Origin of the sequence: Chryseolinea sp. T2 (assembly GCF_037203685.1) — a bacterium.
Lineage (GTDB): Bacteria > Bacteroidota > Bacteroidia > Cytophagales > Cyclobacteriaceae > Chryseolinea.
This window is the reverse complement of the sequence record NZ_JBBCAU010000001.1, coordinates 750479-773500: the sequence shown is the minus strand read 5'-3', so window position 1 is coordinate 773500 and position 23022 is coordinate 750479. Positions and strand designations below refer to the sequence as shown.

The window sequence follows — 23022 nt, the reverse complement described above, 5'->3', positions numbered from 1 at the left end:
TCATTGTCAATGCAGTACACATAACTGATTACATAATACTGACGTAAGGAGAGGGCATGATTATGTCAAAAAAGATTTTCTCTTCATCAGATGGTTACCTGACTTATTGTAACAACGCTATGGCTACGTACATCTTTTTGACAGATATAATAATGAGTGTTCATTATATACATACATTCGATAATAGAGACTTAACGAGGCGAACGAATACCCCCTGAAAACAGGGGACATTTTGATCCGTAAGACAACAAATGTGTAAGACAGCAAATGGTTATGGATACTGATGGTTGTTTAAAGCCCTTCCTGTATTGTCTTCCAGGATGGTCAAAGGTTGTAAGCAGTGACTACATACTAATGCATCCTTGATTCAAGTCTATCGTCACCGCAATCAATGAAGTTAATGCAGATCAACCACCAGTTTCTCCATTACACCGATCATTGGATACTCATGGACCGCTGTTGCTTTCGCGCCAGAACATAAAGGGGTAGTTTTAGGGAGTATTTTTTTATCGTTAGATTTTCAATGAAGCGATTTTTTCTGGAGAACTGGATCATTTTGGTGATCGGTGTCTCCCTGGTGGCGAGTATGTCGCTTGCCATACGTAACAACTATGTGATTGAAGAGAATCACGCCCTGCAGCAACAGACTCAGCGCATCCGGTCCCTCACACAAAACATCCTGTCGACCACTATGCATGGAGTTGACCTTGGCGTTCGCGGGTATGCTCTTACGAAGGACAACAACATGCTTAGGCCTTATGAAGAGGCAATTCAAACCACGCCATCCATATTTCGCCGGCTGGATTCACTTCTAAGTAAACAGGATTATCAGCAGCGCGGTGAGTTAGCGGCTGTTGATGAAGAGATCAGAAAGTACGTGAAGGCAAGCCAGGAAATGATTGGCATGGCACAACGCGACAGCATGAGGCAATTCACGGAAATGCTTCGCCAGGATAAGGGCTATGATGTATGGAAGAAATACAATGCGTTCTCCACACCGCTGTTTGCACGCGAAGACGAACTCAATAAGCAGGCGATCACCACCTATCGCGCAGCTATGCGAAACAATCTGATCCTTCAGATCTCCATATTGCTGCTTACGATGCCGTTGTTGTATCTCTTTATAGTGAAGATGCGCAGAGAGCGCGATCGCCGCTCGTCAGTGCTGAGGAAAGTTGATGACAATGACAGGCAGTATGTATTCAATTCGGGTGAGTACGCAAATGACGACTCAACCGAAATCAATGAAACGTCTATTCACAACGTAAAGAAAGCGTCCAGCTTCATTTCAAGCTTAACAGAAGGGAACTATCAGGTAGAATGGGATGGTCTTAACGAGAAGAACAAGAAATTAAACGAGACTACGCTGGCGGGTAATCTCCTTGGATTGCGTGATAAACTGAAGCGTGTAAAGGTTGAAGATGAAAGGCGAAACTGGGTGAATGAAGGCCTGGCCGAGTTCTCTGAAATTGTTCGTGCTCATCAGCAGAATATGGAGACCCTGTGTGAGCAAAGCGTTAACTACATGGTGAAATACCTGAACGCGCAGCAGGCAGGTCTGTTCGTTTTGAACGAAGAAGGCGAAGACCGATACCTGAAGCTGGCGGCCTGCTATGCCTTTAACAGGAAGAAGTACATTGAAAAGCGTATTAGTATAGGCGAAGGACTTGTAGGGCAAACCTATCTGGAAGGCGATCGGGTCCGTCTCAAAGAAATACCCCAGGGCTATACGCATATTACATCAGGTCTTGGCGAGTCAACGCCGCGGTTCCTCGCGATCGTTCCATTCAAATACGATCAAAAGATACCAGCGATCATTGAGATCTCTTCATTCCATGATCTTGAAGAACATCAGTTGCAATTCCTTGAACGCGCCGGTGAGCACCTTGCTTCGGCTATCGTAAGCTCTCAAAATACTGTTCGCATGCGTGAACTTCTTGAGTCGGCATCTCAGAACGAAGAGCAGATGCGTCAGCGCGAAGAAGAATTGCGTCAGAACATGGAAGAGCTTCAGGCTACCCAGGAACAACTCTTGCGACAGCAACGCGAGGCGACCACACTGCAGAAGGCATCATGAGTCTGGCTTGATGCGGAGTTACCTGTAGCTACCTGAGATGACTCTGTGTATCAGCGAAAGTCTTCAACATATTGCTGAGCTGATACTGATGACGCTTCAGGTGCATTTCTATAAACCAGAGCCATTCAAAGCGTGTGAGGTAGCCAATTGAAGGCAGTTCAAAATCGAGGCATACAAGGCTAAGATCTGCCTTATCTGCAATGGCGAGGTCCTTGGTGCGGACACGTTGTAATTCCTCAAGCAATATCTTCTTTGATCGCGGTTGATCATCTGGTTTCAGAGGTTCTGGTGATGTGAACTTTTGGTTCAGGTCTTCCCACCAGGGCCTTATCTTCGGAAGATTAGAATCATACGGACGATGGGCTGGCGAAGTACTTCCGTCAGGTACCCCATCCGTTGCCATGATAATATGAACAGCGCATTGTGCCGGCGTCCAGCTGCCAGCAAATGGCGCTTCGTTTACCACGGACTCTTCAAACAAAGACAAGGTTGAGCTGAATTCATCAAAGGCCTTCGCTAGCGCGGAGCGAAGTTCATTTTTATGTGTTGGTGTAACCATGATTGTTTCTCTTTGGACAAATATCCATGGACGATTCCAGAATGATGGGGCCCTTTTGTGTCAAAGAGAGGGGGGAATTGCGACGAGGGCTTGTTGGCTAAGTTGCCGTACTTCCGATGGTTGTGGACATCACAAATCGGGCGGGCGTTCGGAGGGCTGATCAAAAAACGTGGATCATCCCTTGCTTTCTATCAACTATTGTTTTAGTTTTAAACCTAAATACATAGTACATGAGCGAGCTTAAAGAACTTACCCGGGCGGAAGACCAGGTCATGCAAATACTTTGGTCGATCGGCCGCGGCGTGGTGCGGGACATCATTGAGAAGATGCCCGAGCCGAAACCTGCCTACAACACGGTGTCAACAATTGTCCGCATACTTGAGACAAAGGGGTTTATCGATCACAAGGCCTATGGCAAGACGCACGAATACTACCCTATTGTATCAAAGGAGAAGTACACCCGCTTCTATCTTAACAATATGATCCGCGGATACTTTAATGGTTCTTTTCAGAACCTGGTGTCCTTCTTTGCCCGCGACAACAAGCTCGACGCTGCAGATATTGAAAAGCTGCTCAACGAAGTTTCCAGCGAGGAGGAACAACCTAATGAGGTAAAGGGAAAGGATTCGAAGAACAAAAAGAAATAGAGGTTATGAATGCGTTTCTGAACTACTTCGTGGAAGCCAATCTGGGCCTGTGCCTCATGTTGCTTATGTATGTATTGTTCCTCCAGCAGGAAACCGACTTTGGAGTGAAGCGCACATATTTGCTGGTTTCAATTGGTGCGTCGCTCCTGTTTCCATTGATCCAGATTGAGGGAGTGCAGAATTCTTATCTCCCAACACTCATGGATGTGATGCCAACGACCTGGCTACCGGAGATAGTTGTAACGGCAGATGGGACATCGCTACCTCAAAAGAATCATTTCGACTGGTGGCTATTCGTGCAAGGCGTATACGTCGTTGGCGCAGGCAGCGCACTGATGCTCTTCATGATCCGGATCTTTATGATTGGCCGCACGCTGTTACCGCACCGATCATACCGTCTTGGCAAGCAGGTGATTTTTGAATCCGACGAAAACAACAGTTCATTCTCATTTTTCCGATGCATATATATCGGTCAGGCAAATAAGCTCTCTGTGGATGAAAAGGCCATGATCATTCATCATGAGCAGATCCACAGCAGCAGGCTTCATTCATTTGACATTTTATTGATCAATGCGGTAGGTGTGTTCTTCTGGTTCAATCCGGTGATCAGCATCTACAAAAAGATATTTGTTCAGCTTCACGAGTTCGAGGCGGATGCGCGCTCCGTCAGTTCACGGGATGTGGACAATTACTGCAGCCTGTTGGCGAAGGTTGCTTTATTGTCGGCCGACATCAAACTAGCCAACCATTTTAGTAATTCATTAACGGTTAAACGCATCGAAATGATGAGAACAATTAAAGCAAAGATAAAACGGTGGAAGTACGTCGCGCTGGCGGCTGTACTTCCTTCCTTATTCTTTGTTGTTGCCTGCCAGGAACAGGTGGCGACAGAGATGACAGAGATAGCTAAGAACACGAACAATGCAGTGCTTGTGCCCGCAAATGTTCAGGCACGGTATGATGAGGTGAAGGCGGCAAACCCCAACGGTAAGGTGTTGCTTCTTGATTTGAACAGTGAAGCTATGACGAGACTTCAGGCGCTGGAGGCAAACTACGGCAAGCCGAAGTCATTGGAGATCTTCGGGCCCGATGGAAAGGCACAACGAGCCAACTACACCAGCACCATGCTTCTCCATTCCGGACAGGCGCAGATGACAGGCAAGTCTGACGACAGACATTGGTATGCTATCATCGAATACAGTGAAGCGATGGACGATATTCTTGAGCAAGCAAAATCAAAGGACTTCGTGTATCCGGCTGTTGAACAACCGGCAGAGTTTCCAGGCGGATTTGACGGACTGGTAAAGTTTCTCAACGAAAATCTTGTATACCCTCAGGATGCCCGCATGCAAGGCCTTGAAGGAATTGTATATGTCACTTTTATTGTTGAAAAGGATGGTTCAATCAGCGCGGCAGAACCAGTAAAGGGTGTAAGTCCTATGCTGGACGCAGAAGCGACACGTGTGGTAGAATCATTTCCCAACTGGACGCCGGGAAAGAAAGAGGGTAATGTAGTGAGAAGTTCCTTCGTTATACCGATCAAATTCAAGCTTAACAATTAAAGGGGAACCTGGGACTAACCATCTCAACGAGGCGCTGTTTCTGACGGCGCCTCTTTTTATTTCATGCCAGCGCGGGAGTCGTTCTGGCAAATATATATTTGCAATTGAACTTCCACTATGATTAACAAACTCGACCTCCTCAACGACATCATCGACAATCACTACGTCGTGCTCAGACCATCGCCTATCGCTGGCGTTGGCGTTTTTGCACTCCGCGATATTCCGAAGGGCTGCCGCGACATGTTCAGCAAGCCGAGTCCCAACGACAATTGGATAAAGGTTCCACTGACTGAGGTTGAGCAATTGCCCGAACATGCGAGGTTTCTGATTTGGAATTACTGCCTGTTCGACGACGAGAATTACTTTGTCCCTGATACTGGATTCAAGAAACTCGATCTTTGCCTTTTTCTCAATCACAGCGATACCGCCAATTTGCAGTCGATAAATGGTGGCGATTACTTTGAGGCTATGAGGGACATCAAGGCAGGCGAAGAATTGTTCATTTATTACGGGGCTGAAGAGTAATGTGAAAATCACATAAGTGTTCTATCTTAATGTGGATACTCCTTCTGATCCATGCGAACGTTGCTAAACTTCCTATTTGCCTTACCGTTTATTGTATTGATCGTGATTATCGCCGTGATAAACGCACGTCTGCTCCTCGGACCATCATCTACTCCATCAGAGGCCAAACTCCTTAAGCAGTTGCGCAGCCTGAAAACGCAAATCAATAAAGGGGCAGATGAAGAAATGCAGCGTCTCTATCCCGAGGGTTATGTTTTCCTGAATGCGCTATACGGCCTCGCCTGGTGTAACTATGCAAAGTTGACCAATCACAATGAAGACACTTACGCGGAGTCGCAGTTGGAAATTAATTCGGCTTTGAGACGTTTGCAGTCTGAGAAGGCCCGCGCAACGTTCAGTAAGCACCTTTCTCCGGAACATGGAGCATTCTATCAGGGGTGGACGAATTACGTCCTTGCAAAAAAGCTGGAAATCGAACCGGAAGAAAGCCGGCGTCAGGAAGTGATTGCAACGTTCAAGGCTAACTGCGATTCAATAGCAAAAGCGTTTATCGAAAAGACATACCCCTTAAGCTACGGAGCTGCGGCCTGGCCTGCAGATGCGGCAGTTTGTATGGCTACGCTTGCTAAGCACGATGACCTATTTGGAAGTAAGTATGAGCCAATAATTCAGAAATGGATAGACGAAGTTAAAGATCGCTATGACGAAAATAGTATGATCCCTCATAGCGTAGCAGCTTCAAATGGTAAGCCAACTGAATCAGCGCGTGGCTCCTCTCAAAGTTTAATGCTAATCTTTTTGACAGATATTGATAACGATTTCGCTAATCAACACTACGAAAAGTTCAGGCAACATTTCATTGATACATCCTTCGGCCTAACCGGCATTCGAGAGTATCCAAAAGGAAAGTCAGGTTTTGGCGATGTCGATTCAGGTCCTGTAATATTTGGATATGGTGCAGCAGCAACGATTGTCGGCATGTCTGCACTTAGTGTTTTTGATGACCCTAACGCCAGACTAGTATCAGCAACTGTTGATGCGGTTGGCATCCCAATTGAAAGCTCTTCTGAACGGTACTACTTGCTGGGATTTCTTCCAATTGCAGACGCATTCATCGCCTGGGGTCAAAGTGTGAGACTACAGGAACCTTCGACAAAAGGATCGTTTGTTGCATTTCACCTCTATAGTGCTGTGATGTTACTAATTCTGGCTGCAATTGTCTGGATATTCATTAAGCCAACGAAGGCCGATTCAGCAAAAGCACTTACTATTCCCTGGTGAAGGCCTTAATGACCTGAAGCCGATGCCTCAGCATCCATCTTCGTCACGGTGTCTTTGTAATACGACAATGCGGTGATGAAATCCTCCTTCTCCCAAATGTCCAATTCCTTTTCATCTACATAGTCCATCATCCTGAAGTAAGCCTCATCGATAAAGTACGGCAACAACAACTTATCGATGATCTTACGCTTCTTCCTTTCGGAATCAAACACACCACCATCGGTAATAAATTCAGAGAGCCTGAAGATTGGCTCCATATCGCCTTCGGGAGTTAGAATGTAAACTGTTTCTGCGAGGTCAATGATCGTTCTTGGTGAACTTGTCGCAGGCATTGAGTTGAAGCTTACCGGTGCTACTACCTGACGCACATCCATAGGATCGAAGCGTGACAACAATGCATAGTCATCAAACTCCTTTAACAGTTCAAAGAGGAATGGACGCTTATTACCCTGACGTTCGGGATCTCCATATTCAATACTATAGAATGTGCGCCGGCGATTTATCTTTTCATCGAAGTATTCAAACGTCGATATCGTACGTGCCGTCAACGACCGACTGTCGCCTGCTCCATCTTCAAATGCCAGTAGTCCAACGCGATCGTTGTACTTTAACTTTCCTGTTAGTTGAGAACCATCGTTCAATACAATGTTTCCCGTATTCCATTGAAGCTCAGGAAGCATGGTCGTGGCGACATCGCCCTGACCGTAGCTTATAGTACTGATAACTATAAGCAGCAGGATTGCCGTTGGGGTTTTCATGAGAGGTTGGATTGAAGCCTTTACTATAATCGCTAACCTGCAAATAAATTCGACGAACAGCAATGAGCGGAGACGAAGATTCGTCATGATTTTGCCCCGGAAGGATAAGATTTTTAAAAAAGGAGACTCAACCTTATCAATCAGGGATGCGCATCTCAAATTGAGAGCATTTCCCGGTGATTTTGAGCCAGTTTGCTCGCTTGCCTTAGAGCGCCGGTTGCGCAGAAAACCATGCCAGAAAGTATACCTTTTTCATCAACGCACCTCGTCATCGATCTTCTTCTTCAATGACTCAAGCTCATCTCTCCGATCTATATATATACTGTTCTCCCATCCCGCAGCGATGTACGACAACACAAACAACAGGATGATTGCAATCAGCCACCAGCTGCTCTTACCTGACTCCCATAGTGCCAACAAAGTTAATACGCCCATGGGCACAACATTCCATCTTCCCAGGCGAGCGAGTCGAACCTGGTAGTTAGCAATTGAAAGTGCGTAGGTGACTTCACCCTGTATCGATCTGTCGAAGTTATCATCCCCTTTCAGTCTGCGATAACGCTGATATAGTATCCATGCTCCACTGATTAACAACCAGGCAGACAACACCAGCAATGATAAATTGTTCGAAGTGCCAAGCGTTGCGCCAAGGATAAATATTGCCGAACCGAGATTAACCAGTATCAGCAATAATTCGCTCACCCGTGCAAAATGCTTCACGCGTCGCTGACGATCGATGACCTGTTGATACAATAGTGATTCATTCAAAGTATACATAGGTTTTGAATTTTGTGTGTCCCAAATGGTTTTGATCTCTTCAAACTTCATAACGATCCACTTTACCTGACTTCGACATGAGTTGCTTTTTAATACGATGAATGCGAACCCCGACATTAGATTCGCTTATACCAAGTACGACGGACATTTCCTTATAGGAGAAGTCCTCCAGCAGCATGAGTGCCAGTGAACGATCGACATCGTCGAGCTTTGCAATTTCGTCGTATAGCCATGCCAGTTGCTGGTCAGCTGCAGATTCAGTTTCATGCAGAACCAATTGCACGTCGCGCATGTCAACTTTGGTGCGCCGCTTTTCAGCACGCAACCAACGGATGGATGTATTGATGGCAACGCGATAAATCCACGTGGTTTCTTTTGATTCACCTCTGAAAGATGAAATAGACTTCCACAGTTGAACAGCGATCTCCTGGAACAGATCCTCGCGATCCATTATAGTCTGAGTGTACGCGCGGACTATCTTGAAGATCAAGCCGCGGTGGTGCTCAAGCCAGCCCTGGAAAATGCGCTTCCTTTCCTCTTCGTTCACTCAGGTGAATTTTGTTTTGCCAGACTAGTACCGAAAGTTCCGGGATCCTTACAACAATTCCTGATTTTCGATGTCCCGGCGAGTGCCGGCCGACAGGTTGAAGCCAGTTCGAAGCCGCCCCGAAGCACCCCCGAGTGCGGAATGAGTGGAGGATGAGTGTAGGATGAGTGGAGGATGGCCTTTTGGAGAGCAGTTGCGGAATTGCGGTGCAGTGAATTGCGATGATTACCGCAACAAAACAGAGTTGGAGGTTGGAGGAACAGAGGGAGGAACAGTGTGAGAGTGAATAATGCCGTCGCTCTCACACTGCTCCTCACTCTGATTCTTCCTGTCTGTTAGTCGGTACATACCACCGGAACCACGATTGGTAATCCCCCGAAGCAACTTATCAAAGTTAACTTAAATTGATCCTGATCGCAGTTTTACTATGCCTGCACTTTCCGTTTTTACCCGCCTTTTCGCCTCCGCAATAGCAGGCATTGGAGTGCTCCAGTGGATCTTTCTTCAGGTTCTCGCAGGACGGCCGGCAGCGATTGTTACAAATCCGAATGTCATTGCAGCACTTGCCATTGTTACGGGACTGGCACTTGTCGCTTGTGCTGTTCAACTGTGGAGGGAATCAATCAATAGAATACTGCTCATCTCAACAAGCGTATTTGTGTTTACCTATAGCGGACTTTCCAACCTGTTCTTTGTTGTGTCTCAGGCCGACTATGGGGGTGTACTCACTTCGTTTGGAAAGGCAATTACGATAGGGTCAGCGTTGTTGCTATATGCAGACCTCATTGAGAAAGGGAGTCCTTCATGGTCGTTCAACTTAAGCCGTGTTTGTCTCGGAGTGTTTCTCACCATTGGTGGCGTTCAACATTTCCTGTTCGCCGACTTTGTTAAGTTTCTGGTTCCATCGTGGATACCATTCAATGTGTTCTGGACTTACTTCGCCGGCGTTGCTCTCATTGGCAGCGGGCTAAGCTTATTGATCAATTTCAGGATAAGGATAATTGCTCAGCTCGCGGGATGGATGGTGTTCACGTGGTTTCTCGTTCTGCATATTCCGCGTGGTATCGCCGATCCACATGCAAATGAGTTAACGGCAGTTTGTGAGTCGCTCGCTGTAAGCGCAATTCTCTTCACGCTGTCGAGGATCAAGCAATCACATTGACATCAATCGTTGATATAAATCAAATTAAAGAATCACTTCTTTAGCACTACATCTTCTTTAGCGGCCCACATCGCGAGGTCCTGCTTTTGAATGGCGGCCGCCATGAGATCGGGAAACAGATCTGGTGTACAGGCAAAAACCGGAATACCAATTTTGGCGAATTGAGCCGCATTCTCCTGATCATAGCCCGGAGTTCCATCGTCATTCAAGGCGAGTAAGCAAATTACCTGCACGCCTGAATCGACAAGGTCTTTAGCGCGCTGATGCATTTCCGCGACATTACCTCCCTCGATGATGTCGGAGATCAACACCAGAATTGTATCGTCGGGTTTTGTCACCTGTTCGCTGCAGTATTTAAGGGCAAGGTTTATGTCGGTACCTCCTCCAAGCTGAACGCCAAAAAGGAGATCGACGGGATCCTTGAGATCTTCTGAAAGATCGGCAACTGCTGTATCAAACACGACCATTCGTGTCTTCACATTGGGAAGTGATGACATTACCGCTCCAAAGATGCCTGAGTAGACAACGGATGTTCCCATTGAGCCACTTTGATCAATGCAAAGGATGATGTCTTTTAGTGACTTCCTCGACTTTCTTCCGTAGCCGATCCTGACTTCGGGGATGATGGTCTTGTATTCGGGTTGATAGTGCTTTAGGTTCTTTTTGATGGTTTCGTTCCAGTTAATCTCGTTGTGCTTGGGTCTTCTGTTCCTTGCGGACTTGTTGAGCGCACCTGTTACTGCGGCAATAGTTTTCTGTTCCAGTCGCTGCAACAATTCGTCAACGACTTTCTGTACGACTTTTCGCGCTGTATCTTTTGTCTTTGATGGAATGAGCTTTCCAAGTTCCATGATCGTAGCTACGAGATGTACGTCGGCCTCAGTCTTCTCCAGGATCTCAGGTTCGAAGATCATCTTCTGTTTCAACTCCGGATGCTTCATCGCATCGTTCTGCATCACGTTCACCACGGAGACAGGGAAGTATTTCCGAATGTCGCCCAGCCATCGCGATATGCCAGGATTGGAACCCTCAGAACCACCACGTTTTTCCTTTTCGCCGTAGTTAAAGTTCCGGTTGCTGCGCTCGAAATCATACAACGCCGTAAGCGCCATGTCGACCTGCGACAGGTCGCCCGACAGTTGTACTCCTGTTCCGTCGGCAGCGCCGCCACCAAGCATGAGGCGCCAACGCTCAAGATCCTCTGTTTCCTTCGGTGTCATTGATGAAAAACTGATTTATAGTTGGAAGGATACGCTCAGCAAGCGCAGTATTGAAATTCTCATTATCAAACGCAGTGCTCACCTCTACCTTTGCCAGCCCTCTTTTCGCTTTCTCTCCGATCTGACGTCGCTCGCCATATTCAAAGTTTGAGAATGCGCGGCGCAGCATAGGCAGCAGTTCATGAAATACCTTCTCCTCCAGGGAAGACACCCATGCATAGATGAGGTTCCAGAGGCGGTTGTCATAGATGAGAATCATGCCGCTGCCGCGCAAAAAGCCCTCTATCCAGAACGCCACATTATGGGGCTGATTGTTTATAGAAAGCGCGAATGAAATACGGCGGTCAGTTTCGGCGTCGGTCAACTGTCTCGCATCAACAAGCAGGCGGCAAACGCATCCAAGGATGATTGCATGAACTCCGTCCTTGTCGATGAGTGTATGTAAGGTATCATACCATTGTTGTTCGATGCTTTCATCCTCATAGAGACGAACGGCATTGTTTACTTCGGAGATCAATCCAAACACCTTGTTTGAGTTTTCTTCATCAAGGCCGTATGATGCGTTGGGGAGTCCGACGAAGATCTTGATCAGCAGTTGCTGAACGATTGTATTGAGTACCGAAAGATCAGACTTTCTAACATCGCCATATCTACTTACAGCAACTAACGGAGGAATTGCCTCCATGAGATCGATGATGTCGGCGGATATTGTTGACAGTTCTCCGATCTTCGACAGAAGTGCATCCAGTCCTTCATACAACGCGGCGGGTATACTACGCTGAATAAGCGCTGCAAGCTCCGATACCTTGTTCGTTTCGGCGCATTGCTTAAGGACGATTGCCTGTGCGGCGGACTCTACGGTGTTTCCATAAAATGCCTTGTCGATGAGTGCGATCATCATCTCCGGCTGCCATTCCGTTTTCCACGATTCTTTAAATGTTCCCCTCGTACGACCCGAAGTTCGCTTTGCCCAGGGGATGTCCAGCATCTCCAGGCGGAAGAAGAATATGCTCCGTGCCAGGTCGCCCTCCTTCCTCAGGTCGAGGTCGTGTTGCTTTGGCATCGCCGTCAGCTTAAGGCGAAGGCTCTTGAGGTTTTGTTCGAAGTCCTCTTGTAAAGGAACCTTGGGAATGTTGCTTGGAACTTTGCCCAGGCGGTGACCTACAATGAGCTTGTCATTGACAAGATCCAGCAGGATGCGGTCGCCCATGCACATGACTGCAAGGGTGGCTTCATTAAGTTCCTCGAGAGAGATCGTGGAGCGGTTCCTTAATACAGCAAGTGCACGTGACAGATTATAAGCCTCAATCACGTGTGCCGTGGAAATATCGATGTCTTTCTTTCTAAATGTGTGGGCAACTTTTGTAAGCCATCTTACCTCGCGTTGCTCTGTGGTTGTCCATTGATGTTCGTACCAGCCGGGAGAATAAATTCCCGCCCCATATCCGGAGAACATAGATAAGCGTGAATTCGTCCAGGGAATCCATGTCGAGGCAACTTTGATCTTTGTCTTCGGAAGGCCCTTGAGGATCTTTGCATCATTCTTAGCAGTGCCATCAAGGTCAGAAAGCGCGGGGGCATGCCAGGCACCACAGACGACAACGATGTTATCGTACATTTCATTCTGCGCCTGCCTTATGATGTTGCGCATGAACGCCTCGCGTTCGATGTTCTCCTTATCGAGGATTGATTCAATCTTTTCTGCGCGCAACGCATCCATAGCGTGCATTACGGCATCAAAATGCTCGTGATCGATTGTTCCTTTGTTCTCGAAATAGTGATCCCACCACGCCTCGCTGTTGGTATAACCCGCTGCTTCCGACAGATAACTCAACGGCTCGCGACCGTTCACCAGCTCAGCCGTCGCGGGCTCGCCCTCTTGTTCTTTGTCTTCTTCGGATTCATTCACGGCGGCCTTTCGTGCAAATCCCACCGCTGCAGGCAGATCCATAGCACGCACCGGAATCTTGTTTAGATTGGCGTATTCCACGGCAACCCACTCCGGACTGTATTCGGCAAAGGGATAGAAACTTGACTGCTTCGGCTCGTCGACGTGGTAAACCATGATCGCTACGGGTGGCACCAGATCGGCGTCGCCTATTGTGTTGAGGACTTCTGTTATCTCTGGCGGCCCTTCAACGAGCACGAGATTCGGCTTGATCAGGGCAAGCTGCTCCTGAACATGTCGTGCTGAACCGACGCCGTGATGCCTGATGCCGAGAATGTGAACCGCCATAATGCTAGTTCGCGTTAATCATTGATTCTATATCCGACATCACTTCTGAAAAGAAGACTGGCGGAAGGTCTTTCAACTTTATATCACTGCGCGCAGTTTTACTCCAGAAACTAACATCGTACATTTTGGCGGGTGTGGTGCCACCCTGATACCACGCAGTTGGCCCTTCGATGTTTGCCTGTGCCCTGATCAAACCATCCTTATATAGTTTCGCGAACTCCGACATTCCGCCATCGCCCGTACTCTTAATCCAGTTCTTTTTAACCAGATAGGTATTCACGAAATCGGCTCCTTTGGGAATGTTCTTGCTGAGAAACAATTGAGTGCGATTCAACTCGGCCTCCGCTGGAATTACTGTGATCACTGCTCTGTCGAGGATTGGGAACACAGTAGTCATGCTCATGTCGTAGAGTTTCTGTTTCCAACTCTCCAGCTGATCGGCAGAAAGATAGATGGGATGCAGTATCCCAACCGTATGATCCGCTTCAAGACTTACTTCTTCATCCTGTATATCATAGAGGGAGCCATCCTGCGAACAATAGAATGCTTTCAGGAGCTTGCCGTTTTGATCGAAAACCGACCACAGCAACTTCATGGCATACACTGACATAATCGGATTGTTGAAGAAGAAGCGCGTCCAGTCATCAGAGGTCCAGCGTCGCTCCTCAACCAGATACTTTTCGAGACGAACGGTTTGGGATTTGGAAACGACACCGATTTCTTTTTCAATGTCTTTGAACTCCGCTTTCATCTCCTTTGAAGCAGCCGATGGAAGTGACTTTCTGATCTTGTTGTCGTCTGTCAGGTAGTTCACCTTGAACTCGTCATTCACGAATGCACGGTACTCATCGCCGTCGATGGTGATTGTTTTGTAGATGCCATCAAAGTCGAAGTTCGGGATGATGCGATCTGAGAGCTCATCCATAGTGAGGTTCAGTTCCTTTGCTGCGGCATCAAGTGCTCCACGGGCTGCTTCACTAACAGCAGGCTTTTTGCTTGCATACTTGCGATAGATTGTCTCGACAAGTCGAAGTGCCTTGTCAGTTCCCACCATAGCGAGTGCGCCGACAACATACTCAGCCATTTTCATGCGCTTGTCGGTCATGCTCTTTGTGAACAGCGAGTTGAGGTTCGACATCATCTCGTTGTCGCCAAGCAAGGCAGCCATAGTGAGATAATATTTGATTTTCACATCCGCATTGCTGTCCTGAAATGCTTTCAATAAACTCTTTGCAAAGTCGCCACTTGTCTCGCGATCGATGTGAGCTATTGCCTGCCGCGCCTCGATGTCGGAATTCAATCCGGTGGCCCGCTTCATTCTGTAGAAAAGGAATCTCACCGCACTAGCATCGAGAATCTCGTCAGTCTCCTTCCAACGAAGTTCAGGAACCGCTGTTTCTTCAATCCACTTTTCGCTCCACTTGTTCAGCTTCTTTCGCTTCGAAGCAAGCGTGATCATTTCTTTAACCTGCGAGAGATTTAATGGCTTGGAGAATCGATCTTCGGCGAGTGACTCCAGCATGATGTCGCGGGTGTCGTCATTGGTCTCTTCGTCAACTCCTTCATTCAGCGCAGTTCGTGCCTCCAAAGAAGGGAACTGTGACAGGATCAACGCACCGGTTACACGCTCGCCAACAGTTTTGCCGCCCAAGAGCCTGCGGCCATCATCCAGTGCGGCATCGCCCATTTTAGCGATCAGCGCACAGGCAATTTCGCGGGTACGCTTTCCAGCAAGTTCGGCAGCAAACTGAACCAGGTCCGTCCTGGCTTTTTCAGCACCTACCTTCTCGAGAGATTCGAAAAGTACCCGGTAATATTCATCGACGCTGTACTTGACGATCTTATCCGGATCCTTGCGCACCGCAACGATCAGAAGATCGACAGCGAGGTCAGGATACTTCTGTACTATGTAGTAAAACGACTTATAGTTGAGGAACTCTGCTTCAGCGAAGAATCTCTTCAGTCTTTCAGTAGCTTCTGCCGGATCCTTACTGTGCAGATAATCGAAATACGCTTCGACAAGTTGCTGCGCCGAAACCATTGGCTCATGATAATAGCCACCACTCGTCATTCCTTTGAAATAGTCCAGATGTTTCTCCCCTATTGCTCTTAGTTCCTTATCGTATTTGCCGTTGAGTAAAGTGTTTAATGTTTGATAGATATAAAACGTCTTGCCCTCGTCGACCTGAGCAGCAACCAATGTGTTTAGCACGGCTGACTCGAACCGGGCAACATCTTCGCGAATCAGAAATATAGCGCATGGTATGTTGAGCTGGTCTTTTGATCCGTGACTTCGCCAAACCAAAAACTTGCTTACGTCCTTCGGCAACGAGTCCGGGGCGTACTTGCAAAGAAGGGCCAGCCAGCCGGTACGTGCACTCGCGTTCGCGCGGTGAGTAAGTGCCTCGTTAATGATCGGCAATACATCTGAGGACTTTCCAAATCCCAGGAACCCCGATGAGGGCTTGAGCAGGGGAACCAGATATTTTCCGAATGCAGACAAGGCCCGGTCGTACGGCTTCACCTCTTTATCCATTCGCCAGGGAGTTTCAAAGAACAAATCGTCTCCTCCTTCAATACTTATTGACACGATGTCTTTGTCGGAGAACTGTTGCTTGCGAAGAAAGTCAGCAAACGTATTTGCATCTTCATGTTCCCACCATTGTATAATGAACAGGCGAATGATGTTTGAAATCGCATCATCGGTATTGGAGAGGTGTCGCCGGTGAATGAACTGTTGCACGACAGGGCTGTCAAGTTTCCAGTAATTTACTGGTGCATTCCCCAGCCAATAATGATTGAAAACACTGTTGAAAAAGTTGTTAATATCATACGCCTTGCTGCTTTTGACTTTCGCAACGAGGCGGTCGTCCAGCGGAATTTCCTCCGTTAATACTTTCGCGAGTTGTTCAACCAGTTCTGCTGCAGCCGGGTCATTGACAAGGCGGGAAGTGTATTCATTTGCCTTTGCCTTTATAGCATCTTTAAAACTTTGTTCCACTGTACATTGGGGTTAAACGGCGATTTCTTTACAGGCGCGATAAATGTCTTTCCATTCTTCGCGTGTTTTTACAACGGTTTCAAGGTATTCCTTCCAGACCACAGCATCCTGAACAGGATCTTTCACTATGGCTCCAACAAGACCTGATGCAATATCATGGGCAGTTAACTTGCCATTTCCGAAATGTGCCGCCAGTGATAGTCCGCTGTTAACAACTGAAATGGCTTCGGCAGTACTCACCGTACTCGTCGGTACTTTCAGTTTGGTTCTTCCATCTTCAGTAACTCCGCTTCTTAACTCGCGGAAGATTCTAACTACCCGTTGAATCTCCTGCAGCGTTGGCAACTGTGCAGGCAGCTCAAGACTTTTAATCATGCTTGCCACGCGGGTCTGAACGATGTGAACTTCCTCTTCGGCGGTAGCGGGAACCGGAAGGATGACCGTATTGAATCTTCGCTTCAATGCAGAAGACAATTCATTCACCCCTTTGTCTCTGTTGTTGGCTGTGGCGATGATGTTGAATCCCTTTTGTGCCTGGATTTCGGTGTTCAATTCAGGCACCGGCATGGTCTTCTCCGAGAGGATGGTAATTAAAGTATCCTGTACGTCGGCGGAGATACGGGTAAGTTCTTCGATGCGTGCTATGCGACCTGTCTGCATCGCCTGCATGATAGGTGTGCTCACCAGTGCAGCGGCGCTTGGTCCTTCGGCGAGAAGGCGTGCATAGTTCCAACCGTATCGAATGGCTTCTTCACCGGTACCGGCGGTTCCCTGTATAAGCAAAGTTGAATTACCGGTGATAGCCGCGGTAATGTGTTCGGACACCCATGATTTCGCTGTGCCGGGAATTCCATAAAGAAGCAGTGCCCTATCCGTTGTAAGCGTAGCAACCGCGATCTCCATGAGCCGTTGGTTGCCGATATACTTGGGAGACACCTGGAATCCGTTGCTTAGTTTCGCTCCCATGAGGTAGGTCACAACCGCAGATGGCGATAACTGCCAATTAGTTGGCTTTGATCCGGAGTCTTGTTTCTTCAGGACCTCGAGTTCTTCCTGAAACTGCTCTTCGGCATGCTGACGTAAAACATTCATGTCTTTACTTTTTGATTGCGTTGATCTTGTTTCTTATATCCATGGCCACATGGGCGACCTGAAAGATTCCTGTGTTCCAGACATTGTAGGAGCTTGACTCCCGTGCCTTTTCATTGAAGCTGTACAATGTATCAATGCTTTCCGTGTGAGCGAACTGCGCTATTACTTTTCCAAGGTGTGACGACGATTTGTTGCGCATAGCCTCATCGTAGGCCTGTTCAATTACCTGCTCAGAAAATGCCCGCGACCAGCTCCGTTCCTGACTGAAGGGCCCGTTGCTGAGAAACTCAATGTCATTCCAGTATTTGTTCCTTTTGATGAAGGCCTCAAAGTGCTCGGGTCTTATCACAGGCAGTAGTGATGTAACCTCGGCGGAATTGATTTTATTTACCAGGATCCATGCCGACTCCGGGTCGCGATGCTTAAGCGCATTCTCCACCAGTGACTTTCGAAAAATAGGAACGACCTCTCCATTGATGATTGTCTGATAATCCTTGTTCGTGAGCCAATAGTCAATAGATCGTTCGTAGTCATTATCAAAATGTTTTGCCCAGTACGACATGGGTATCCATTCCAGCAGACAAGACAGCCAATATAGTTGAGGGGAATTGAACAGAGCGATGTCGAAAGATTTGGATTCAAGTCCAAAGGCCTGTTCGAAATGTGCCGCATTCCAAAAGCTATCTTCCGAAGCCGGAATCTGGAAGGACACTGCTTCTTTTCCGGTCACGAAACCCATTATGCCCTTCTTACCTTTAATATGGTATGCATACAGCGCTGCCGTTACGTTTTTATACAGTGCAGTGTCTGTTAATGATAGCAGCATTTCGGCCAGCAGCCTCCTGCATTCGCGTTCGGTTTTCTTTTCTTTTGGCTGATGCTTGAATTCTTCATTGTAGCACGCTTCGGCAAACGATACATCTGATGCCACAAAGTCATCCTTCAATAAGTCCAGAAATACTTTCTTCGTGACGACCGACTCAGTTGCCCACGTGCGCTTCAGTAGTTCAATCGCTTCGATGGGATGTTGCGTGTGGAGGTTTGCAAACAGGATCTTTCGCTCGTGCGTTGTTCCATCCTCCCAGCTCCCGGCACCTGAAGGCAACACAGGATATGAGAGTGCACTATCGTTCCGAAGGATCCAGGCGCCCTTGTTGCCGATTACACGAAGGATCTTTGCCTTGGTAAGGGCTGAGGCATTTTGTCCATCACGGATGAGGCCCACAAGGATGTCGGGGCCAACGATCGCAGACTGATCAATCAATGCGTTCAACCACAAGCCGATCATTGTATCCCGGATCTGATAGTCCACCATTCCGAACTTTGCATAGAGGTCAAGGAGTTCTGACGGTGCCACTGGCTTGTCTTCCTCAATTACTGCTTCGTCAACGACACCTTTATACGCAGTCGGATAAGTTCCTGCCTGTTTATAAAAATTGAGTAGCGTAGTGGCCTGCAGGAACTGGGTTTCAGGATCGGTTGCTGAGAGCAAGTGTTTCACCGCCTCAGGGAGAGCCGTTGCATCCAGTGGTTTTTTTTCTGTTCCGACGAGTGCAGTTTCGCGAAGTAGTTCCATCAGAGCAGGTGATAATGGTTATTGTTAAACACGCCCATCGGCATCACGACGTTGTTTCTTAAGATCAGCACCATGTTGAGCCTTCGGTTACCGCTAATTGCGACCCAGCGAAGGGTCTTTTCAATATCGAAGTCAGAAGGAAGTTGCTGAAAGTGCTTCGAGCTGTCGCATACGATCCATGATGTGCTGCTCTTGATCAGCAGCGCGTCCTTAAGGACGACGACAATGTCGTTCAACCAGGGATTTACCTGGAGCTGTTCAGCTTTATATTCGTGAACATCCTTCCAGGTTTCAAAAGCCATTGGCTCAGCGGGAAGTGAGTTGGTGACTGCGCGCTGAATTTTCAGTGCACCACGCTGTGGCCATACCGATGGAAAGAACGCCATCTCTCCTTCTATTATCGTTCCCGGCAGGATGTTGCTTTCAATGTTCGTAAATCTTGTCCCGAAGTTCAGGATCATGCTCTGACGATTGTGCGTGCATCCCATCAGCCAATTGCGTTGAATGGTAATGTCTTCGGATGTCGTCTCGACCTCCTGACCTACAACCAGCCAATGATCCTTTATGGTCTCGGCCTCTTTGTCGGCCAGTAGCTCCTTCGTTGACTGACTCCAGCCTGCAAGATTCCGTATTGTCTGTTGCCATAGTGGAGAAAGCCGATCGAAGTTCTTTAGGGCCGAAAGCAACAGAAACAGCTTTGAGATAATTCCCAATGCTTCGTCCTGCCATGCCTGACCCTGATCATAATTCAGGCGGCCCAATGCACGTACCCAGCCTGCAAGGCCGGGAGCTTTCGCATCAACCATGCGTGCGGCCATCCGATCAAACTCCTGCTGGTTCTTTGATGGCAGTTCAAGCAGACCCATTCGGACAAGGTCTTTCAACCACATCGTTAATTCGGCTGCTCCTTCCTGAACACCCAGCAAGCGGTTTGTTTGTGTCTTTTCACGGTTCTTATCCAGCTGCTCCTGCTCCTCTTCCGTGCGTACCTTTTCTTCCGTCTTCGGTTTGGGAGGTGTTCCCCGTTTGTCCATCCAACCCTTTACCCATTCCGGTTCTTCTTCCTGCGTTGCAAAGTTCTTTTCGCTTGCGGCATGCAGGAGCATCAATGCGATGCTGTGCTTACAGGGAAATTGTCTGGATGGACATGTGCATTTGTAGGCAAGCGAAATGGTATCGATCTGAACGAGATACGGACTTGACCCACTTCCCTTGATGGCTCCCCATATCGCGCGATCGCTTCGGCCGAATGATTGCCACTGCTCTTTGCTGGAAAGTTTCTTGCCCGCTGTGAATGCAGCAGGGTTAGGTGCTAATGATTGAACTTGAGATTCCGAAAACTGCAATAGGGCACAATTAATTGTCGATCTTATAAAAAAGCATCGATAATCAAAAGAGGAAATCGACAGATGTATTTCGTAGATGTTGGATTGAGTGGAAATAAAAACGGCGCCTCAACGGTGATACCCATTGAAACGCCGTTTCCGGAAGTTGCTGTATTTATTCGTACTTCAGGGCATCTGCCGGATTGGTCCGGGCGGCATTAAGAGAATGAAATGCCACGGTCAGGAACGAAAACAGCAGAGCGAACAACGCCACGACGACAAATAACAAAAAGTTAATATCGGTCTTGTATGCGAAGTTGCCCATCCAGCGTGCCATGAGCCAGTATGACAATGGTACAATCAGGATTGACGCAATCAGGATCAGCACCATCACATCGCGATAAAGCAATATGATGATTTGTGGTATCGTCGCACCGTGTACTTTACGAACCCCAATTTCTTTCGTACGCTGAGACGCCGTGAATGCTGACAATCCAAGAAGACCAAGCAATGAAATAAAGATGCAGACATAGGAAAGGTTGGTCAACAGCGTGTGTTGAGTTTCATCTTCCTTGTATTGCTCATTAAATCGCTGATCCAGGAAGAAATACTCATATGGATGATTGGGATCATATTTGCCCCATTGCTCCTTGATGTACGCCATCGTCTCGGTGAGGTTCTCGCCCTTTACCTTCAGATAGAGAAAGCCTCCCGGTCTCTCCTGCTTGATCATCAGCAGTGGCTCAATAGGATTGTGGAGCGAATTGAAATTAAAATCTTTCACGATGGCAATCACCTGTCCGTCCTTCTGGCTATGAAACCACTTCATCTTCTTTCCCACACCTTCATCTTTCCAGCCCATGAGTTTCGCCGCTGCCTCATTGGCGATGAAGATATGATCCGTATCGGTATCAGGCCCTTTTTGAAAGTCACGCCCCTGGACTATTTCGATTCCCATGGTGCTGAGAAAATCTTCTCCAACACCCATCATGGTGAATTGCTGCTGCTGCATTCCCGACGCACCCTCCGCCCACATTACGGGTCCGCCATTAACGTTGTAGCCAGGCACCTGATAGCTCGTTGTGGCCCCGGTGATTCCAGGGTAATTTAAAAATGCACTCTTGATGCCACTGATCTGCCGCTCCACCAACGTATCCTGTATAGGAAGAATTACTGTATTGTCACCACTGAACCCAAGCTCCATGTTCCTCACATAGTTGATCTGCTGTTTCATAAGCAACGTGCAGGCTACTACAAAGATTGAAATAGCGAACTGAAGGGTGATCAGAACGCGCCGCAGATGGTGGCTTGATTTCCTGTTTTTGAAAGCACCCTTCAATGCCTGTATTGTTGGTACACTCGGAAGATAGAAGGCAGGATACAAACCCGAGACTATGCCAATCATGAGCGCAATGCCTACGGACCCGAACAACAACAAAGGATTATGCAGGAAGTCAGGGGTCAGGTTCTTACCGATAAGATCGTTAAACGCAGTGGCCTTTAATACGAAGATGACAAACCCAATCGCAAGTACTAATGACATGAACGCGAGGAAAACTGATTCACTGAGGAACGCCAGTCGCAGGGCGCCTTTTCCTGAACCCAAAGTTTTCTTCATCGCAATCTCTGAAGCGCGGTTAACCGCTTTCGCCGTTGACAGATTCATGTAGTTGATACACGCCAGCAGTATGATGAATACTCCGATACCGGTGAAAGCAAACAGATAAGAAAGATTGCCATGAGCCTCATCACCACTCAGATCTGAATGAAAATGGATGTCGGCAAGGCCTTCTAAAATAGGAGTGTATTTTCCGCCAACCTGTTCGCCGAATTGTTTGAAGTACTTATCATAGATGGCAGGAAACTTCGCATAGAAATCCTGCGTGTTGTAGCCTTCGGGGAAAAGCAGGTAAGTATATACATCGGGGTTCCAGAACGCTTCTGATTTAAGCTGACCTTTGTCCATCACCCATTCACGGTCGACAAGTCTTGATAACAGAAAGTCAAACTTAAGGTGTGTGTTTTCAGGAACATCTTCGATCACGCCCGTCACCTTCCACAACTCATCCCCGATGGTCAGCGACTTATTGAGAGGATCTTCATCCCCGAAATACCGCTCCGCTGTTGATTTGGTGACAACAACGGTGTTGAGATCTGTGAGGCATGTATTAGGGTCGCCCGCTATGAACTTATGTGTGAATACCTGAAAGTATGTTGAGTCGGTGCGCACAATATCTTCCTCGTAGTATTCACGCGCATTGCCTTTCCCATCATCATATTTAATAAGGGTATGGTCCCAGTTGTTAGCGCGAACGAAGTTCTGAACCTCGGGAAATTCAGCTTTAAGTATATTGCCCAACTCCCGGGCTGAGCGCGCTGTTCGGGCATCAACGCCTGTCGCTTCAAGGTGTCCTCCGAGGCGATAGATGCGTTTATGATTAACGTGATACTGATCGTACGTGAGATCATTTTGTAAGATGAGCAGCAGGACAATGCTCACGGCTATTCCGAGAGCTAGTCCTAAAATGTTCAGAACTGAAAAGAACTTGTCTTTCAGAAAGACTCGTGTAGCAAACTTAAGGTGTGTTCTCAGCATGGTACCTGGTTGAGTTTAGATAGGGTTTTAGTCAAGACGTCGGCCTGGAATTCAATAACGTTGCCATTTCAATAATGTGAT

17 protein-coding genes are annotated in these 23022 nt (G+C 47.6%); 6 read left to right on the top strand and 11 right to left on the bottom strand.

Annotated features, from left to right (window positions below; translation table 11 throughout):
• Window positions 1-523 precede the first annotated feature (523 nt).
• Window positions 524-2077, top strand: coding sequence for a GAF domain-containing protein (locus WBG78_RS03310; RefSeq protein ID WP_337324943.1), 1554 nt, complete (start codon window positions 524-526; stop codon window positions 2075-2077).
• A 28-nt stretch (window positions 2078-2105) separates the two neighbouring features.
• On the opposite strand, the gene WBG78_RS03305 is transcribed toward WBG78_RS03310, so the two are convergent.
• Complete coding sequence (locus WBG78_RS03305; RefSeq protein WP_337324942.1) at window positions 2106-2636, bottom strand: DinB family protein; 531 nt, start codon at window positions 2634-2636, stop codon at window positions 2106-2108.
• 230 nt (window positions 2637-2866) lie between these two features.
• Here WBG78_RS03305 and WBG78_RS03300 point away from each other — a divergent pair, with 230 nt between their 5' ends.
• From WBG78_RS03300 to WBG78_RS03285, 4 genes are all read left to right on the top strand, one after another.
• On the top strand, window positions 2867-3283 hold the full coding sequence (locus WBG78_RS03300) for a BlaI/MecI/CopY family transcriptional regulator (protein ID WP_337324941.1): 417 nt from the start codon (window positions 2867-2869) through the stop codon (window positions 3281-3283).
• A 5-nt stretch (window positions 3284-3288) separates the two neighbouring features.
• Window positions 3289-4845 (top strand): M56 family metallopeptidase, encoded by a 1557-nt coding sequence (locus WBG78_RS03295; RefSeq protein ID WP_337324940.1) that lies wholly within the window; start codon window positions 3289-3291, stop codon window positions 4843-4845.
• Window positions 4846-4962: 117 nt separating this feature from the next.
• A complete protein-coding gene (locus tag WBG78_RS03290) occupies window positions 4963-5370 on the top strand; it encodes an SET domain-containing protein (RefSeq protein WP_337324939.1) in 408 nt (135 codons plus the stop codon).
• Between the two features lie 51 nt (window positions 5371-5421).
• Window positions 5422-6651, top strand: a complete 1230-nt coding sequence (locus WBG78_RS03285) for a hypothetical protein (RefSeq protein WP_337324938.1) — start codon at window positions 5422-5424, stop codon at window positions 6649-6651.
• Window positions 6652-6656: 5 nt separating this feature from the next.
• On the opposite strand, the gene WBG78_RS03280 is transcribed toward WBG78_RS03285, so the two are convergent.
• The 3 genes from WBG78_RS03280 to WBG78_RS03270 all read right to left on the bottom strand — a co-directional run bounded on the left by WBG78_RS03280 (window position 6657) and on the right by WBG78_RS03270 (window position 8733).
• Window positions 6657-7409, bottom strand: a complete 753-nt coding sequence (locus WBG78_RS03280) for a hypothetical protein (protein WP_337324937.1) — start codon at window positions 7407-7409, stop codon at window positions 6657-6659.
• A gap of 255 nt (window positions 7410-7664) precedes the next feature.
• Window positions 7665-8237: a hypothetical protein gene (locus WBG78_RS03275; RefSeq protein WP_337324936.1), complete on the bottom strand. Its 573-nt coding sequence runs from the start codon at window positions 8235-8237 to the stop codon at window positions 7665-7667.
• Window positions 8227-8733 (bottom strand): RNA polymerase sigma factor, encoded by a 507-nt coding sequence (locus tag WBG78_RS03270; RefSeq protein ID WP_337324935.1) that lies wholly within the window; start codon window positions 8731-8733, stop codon window positions 8227-8229. The genes WBG78_RS03275 and WBG78_RS03270 overlap by 11 nt, the downstream gene beginning before the upstream one ends.
• Window positions 8734-9160: 427 nt before the next feature.
• Between WBG78_RS03270 and WBG78_RS03265 the strand changes: the two genes are divergently transcribed.
• Window positions 9161-9895 (top strand): DoxX family membrane protein, encoded by a 735-nt coding sequence (locus tag WBG78_RS03265; RefSeq protein ID WP_337324934.1) that lies wholly within the window; start codon window positions 9161-9163, stop codon window positions 9893-9895.
• A 32-nt stretch (window positions 9896-9927) separates the two neighbouring features.
• Here WBG78_RS03265 and WBG78_RS03260 read toward each other — a convergent pair whose 3' ends face one another.
• The 7 genes from WBG78_RS03260 to WBG78_RS03230 all read right to left on the bottom strand — a co-directional run bounded on the left by WBG78_RS03260 (window position 9928) and on the right by WBG78_RS03230 (window position 22941).
• Window positions 9928-11115 (bottom strand): VWA domain-containing protein, encoded by a 1188-nt coding sequence (locus WBG78_RS03260; RefSeq protein WP_337324933.1) that lies wholly within the window; start codon window positions 11113-11115, stop codon window positions 9928-9930.
• Window positions 11087-13351: a DUF5682 family protein gene (locus WBG78_RS03255; RefSeq protein WP_337324932.1), complete on the bottom strand. Its 2265-nt coding sequence runs from the start codon at window positions 13349-13351 to the stop codon at window positions 11087-11089. The genes WBG78_RS03260 and WBG78_RS03255 overlap by 29 nt, the downstream gene beginning before the upstream one ends.
• Before the next feature lie 4 nt (window positions 13352-13355).
• On the bottom strand, window positions 13356-16352 hold the full coding sequence (locus tag WBG78_RS03250; RefSeq protein ID WP_337324931.1) for a DUF4132 domain-containing protein: 2997 nt from the start codon (window positions 16350-16352) through the stop codon (window positions 13356-13358).
• 12 nt (window positions 16353-16364) lie between these two features.
• A complete protein-coding gene (locus tag WBG78_RS03245; protein WP_337324930.1) occupies window positions 16365-17444 on the bottom strand; it encodes an ATP-binding protein in 1080 nt (359 codons plus the stop codon).
• Between the two features lie 4 nt (window positions 17445-17448).
• Window positions 17449-19020 carry a DUF5691 domain-containing protein gene (locus tag WBG78_RS03240; protein ID WP_337324929.1) on the bottom strand — a complete coding sequence of 524 codons (1572 nt, stop codon included), beginning with the start codon at window positions 19018-19020 and terminating at the stop codon, window positions 17449-17451.
• Window positions 19020-20366 (bottom strand): SWIM zinc finger family protein, encoded by a 1347-nt coding sequence (locus WBG78_RS03235; RefSeq protein WP_337324928.1) that lies wholly within the window; start codon window positions 20364-20366, stop codon window positions 19020-19022. The genes WBG78_RS03240 and WBG78_RS03235 overlap by 1 nt, the downstream gene beginning before the upstream one ends.
• A gap of 154 nt (window positions 20367-20520) precedes the next feature.
• Window positions 20521-22941, bottom strand: a complete 2421-nt coding sequence (locus WBG78_RS03230; RefSeq protein ID WP_337324927.1) for an ABC transporter permease — start codon at window positions 22939-22941, stop codon at window positions 20521-20523.
• Window positions 22942-23022: the final 81 nt, after the last annotated feature.

Bases quoted from the DNA above. Each gene is read 5' to 3' on its own strand.
- WBG78_RS03285 (WP_337324938.1), top strand. From the start codon at position 5,422: ATGCGAACGTTGCTAAACTTCCTATTTGCCTTACCGTTTATTGTATTG.
- WBG78_RS03265 (WP_337324934.1), top strand. From the start codon at position 9,161: ATGCCTGCACTTTCCGTTTTTACCCGCCTTTTCGCCTCCGCAATAGCA.
- WBG78_RS03305 (WP_337324942.1), bottom strand. From the start codon at position 2,636: ATGGTTACACCAACACATAAAAATGAACTTCGCTCCGCGCTAGCGAAG.
- WBG78_RS03280 (WP_337324937.1), bottom strand. From the start codon at position 7,409: ATGAAAACCCCAACGGCAATCCTGCTGCTTATAGTTATCAGTACTATA.
- WBG78_RS03245 (WP_337324930.1), bottom strand. From the start codon at position 17,444: ATGAATGTTTTACGTCAGCATGCCGAAGAGCAGTTTCAGGAAGAACTC.
- WBG78_RS03230 (WP_337324927.1), bottom strand. From the start codon at position 22,941: ATGCTGAGAACACACCTTAAGTTTGCTACACGAGTCTTTCTGAAAGAC.
- WBG78_RS03240 (WP_337324929.1), bottom strand. From the start codon at position 19,020: ATGGAACTACTTCGCGAAACTGCACTCGTCGGAACAGAAAAAAAACCA.
- WBG78_RS03300 (WP_337324941.1), top strand. From the start codon at position 2,867: ATGAGCGAGCTTAAAGAACTTACCCGGGCGGAAGACCAGGTCATGCAA.
- WBG78_RS03310 (WP_337324943.1), top strand. From the start codon at position 524: ATGAAGCGATTTTTTCTGGAGAACTGGATCATTTTGGTGATCGGTGTC.
- WBG78_RS03255 (WP_337324932.1), bottom strand. From the start codon at position 13,351: ATGGCGGTTCACATTCTCGGCATCAGGCATCACGGCGTCGGTTCAGCA.
- WBG78_RS03260 (WP_337324933.1), bottom strand. From the start codon at position 11,115: ATGACACCGAAGGAAACAGAGGATCTTGAGCGTTGGCGCCTCATGCTT.
- WBG78_RS03295 (WP_337324940.1), top strand. From the start codon at position 3,289: ATGAATGCGTTTCTGAACTACTTCGTGGAAGCCAATCTGGGCCTGTGC.
- WBG78_RS03290 (WP_337324939.1), top strand. From the start codon at position 4,963: ATGATTAACAAACTCGACCTCCTCAACGACATCATCGACAATCACTAC.
- WBG78_RS03275 (WP_337324936.1), bottom strand. From the start codon at position 8,237: ATGAAGTTTGAAGAGATCAAAACCATTTGGGACACACAAAATTCAAAA.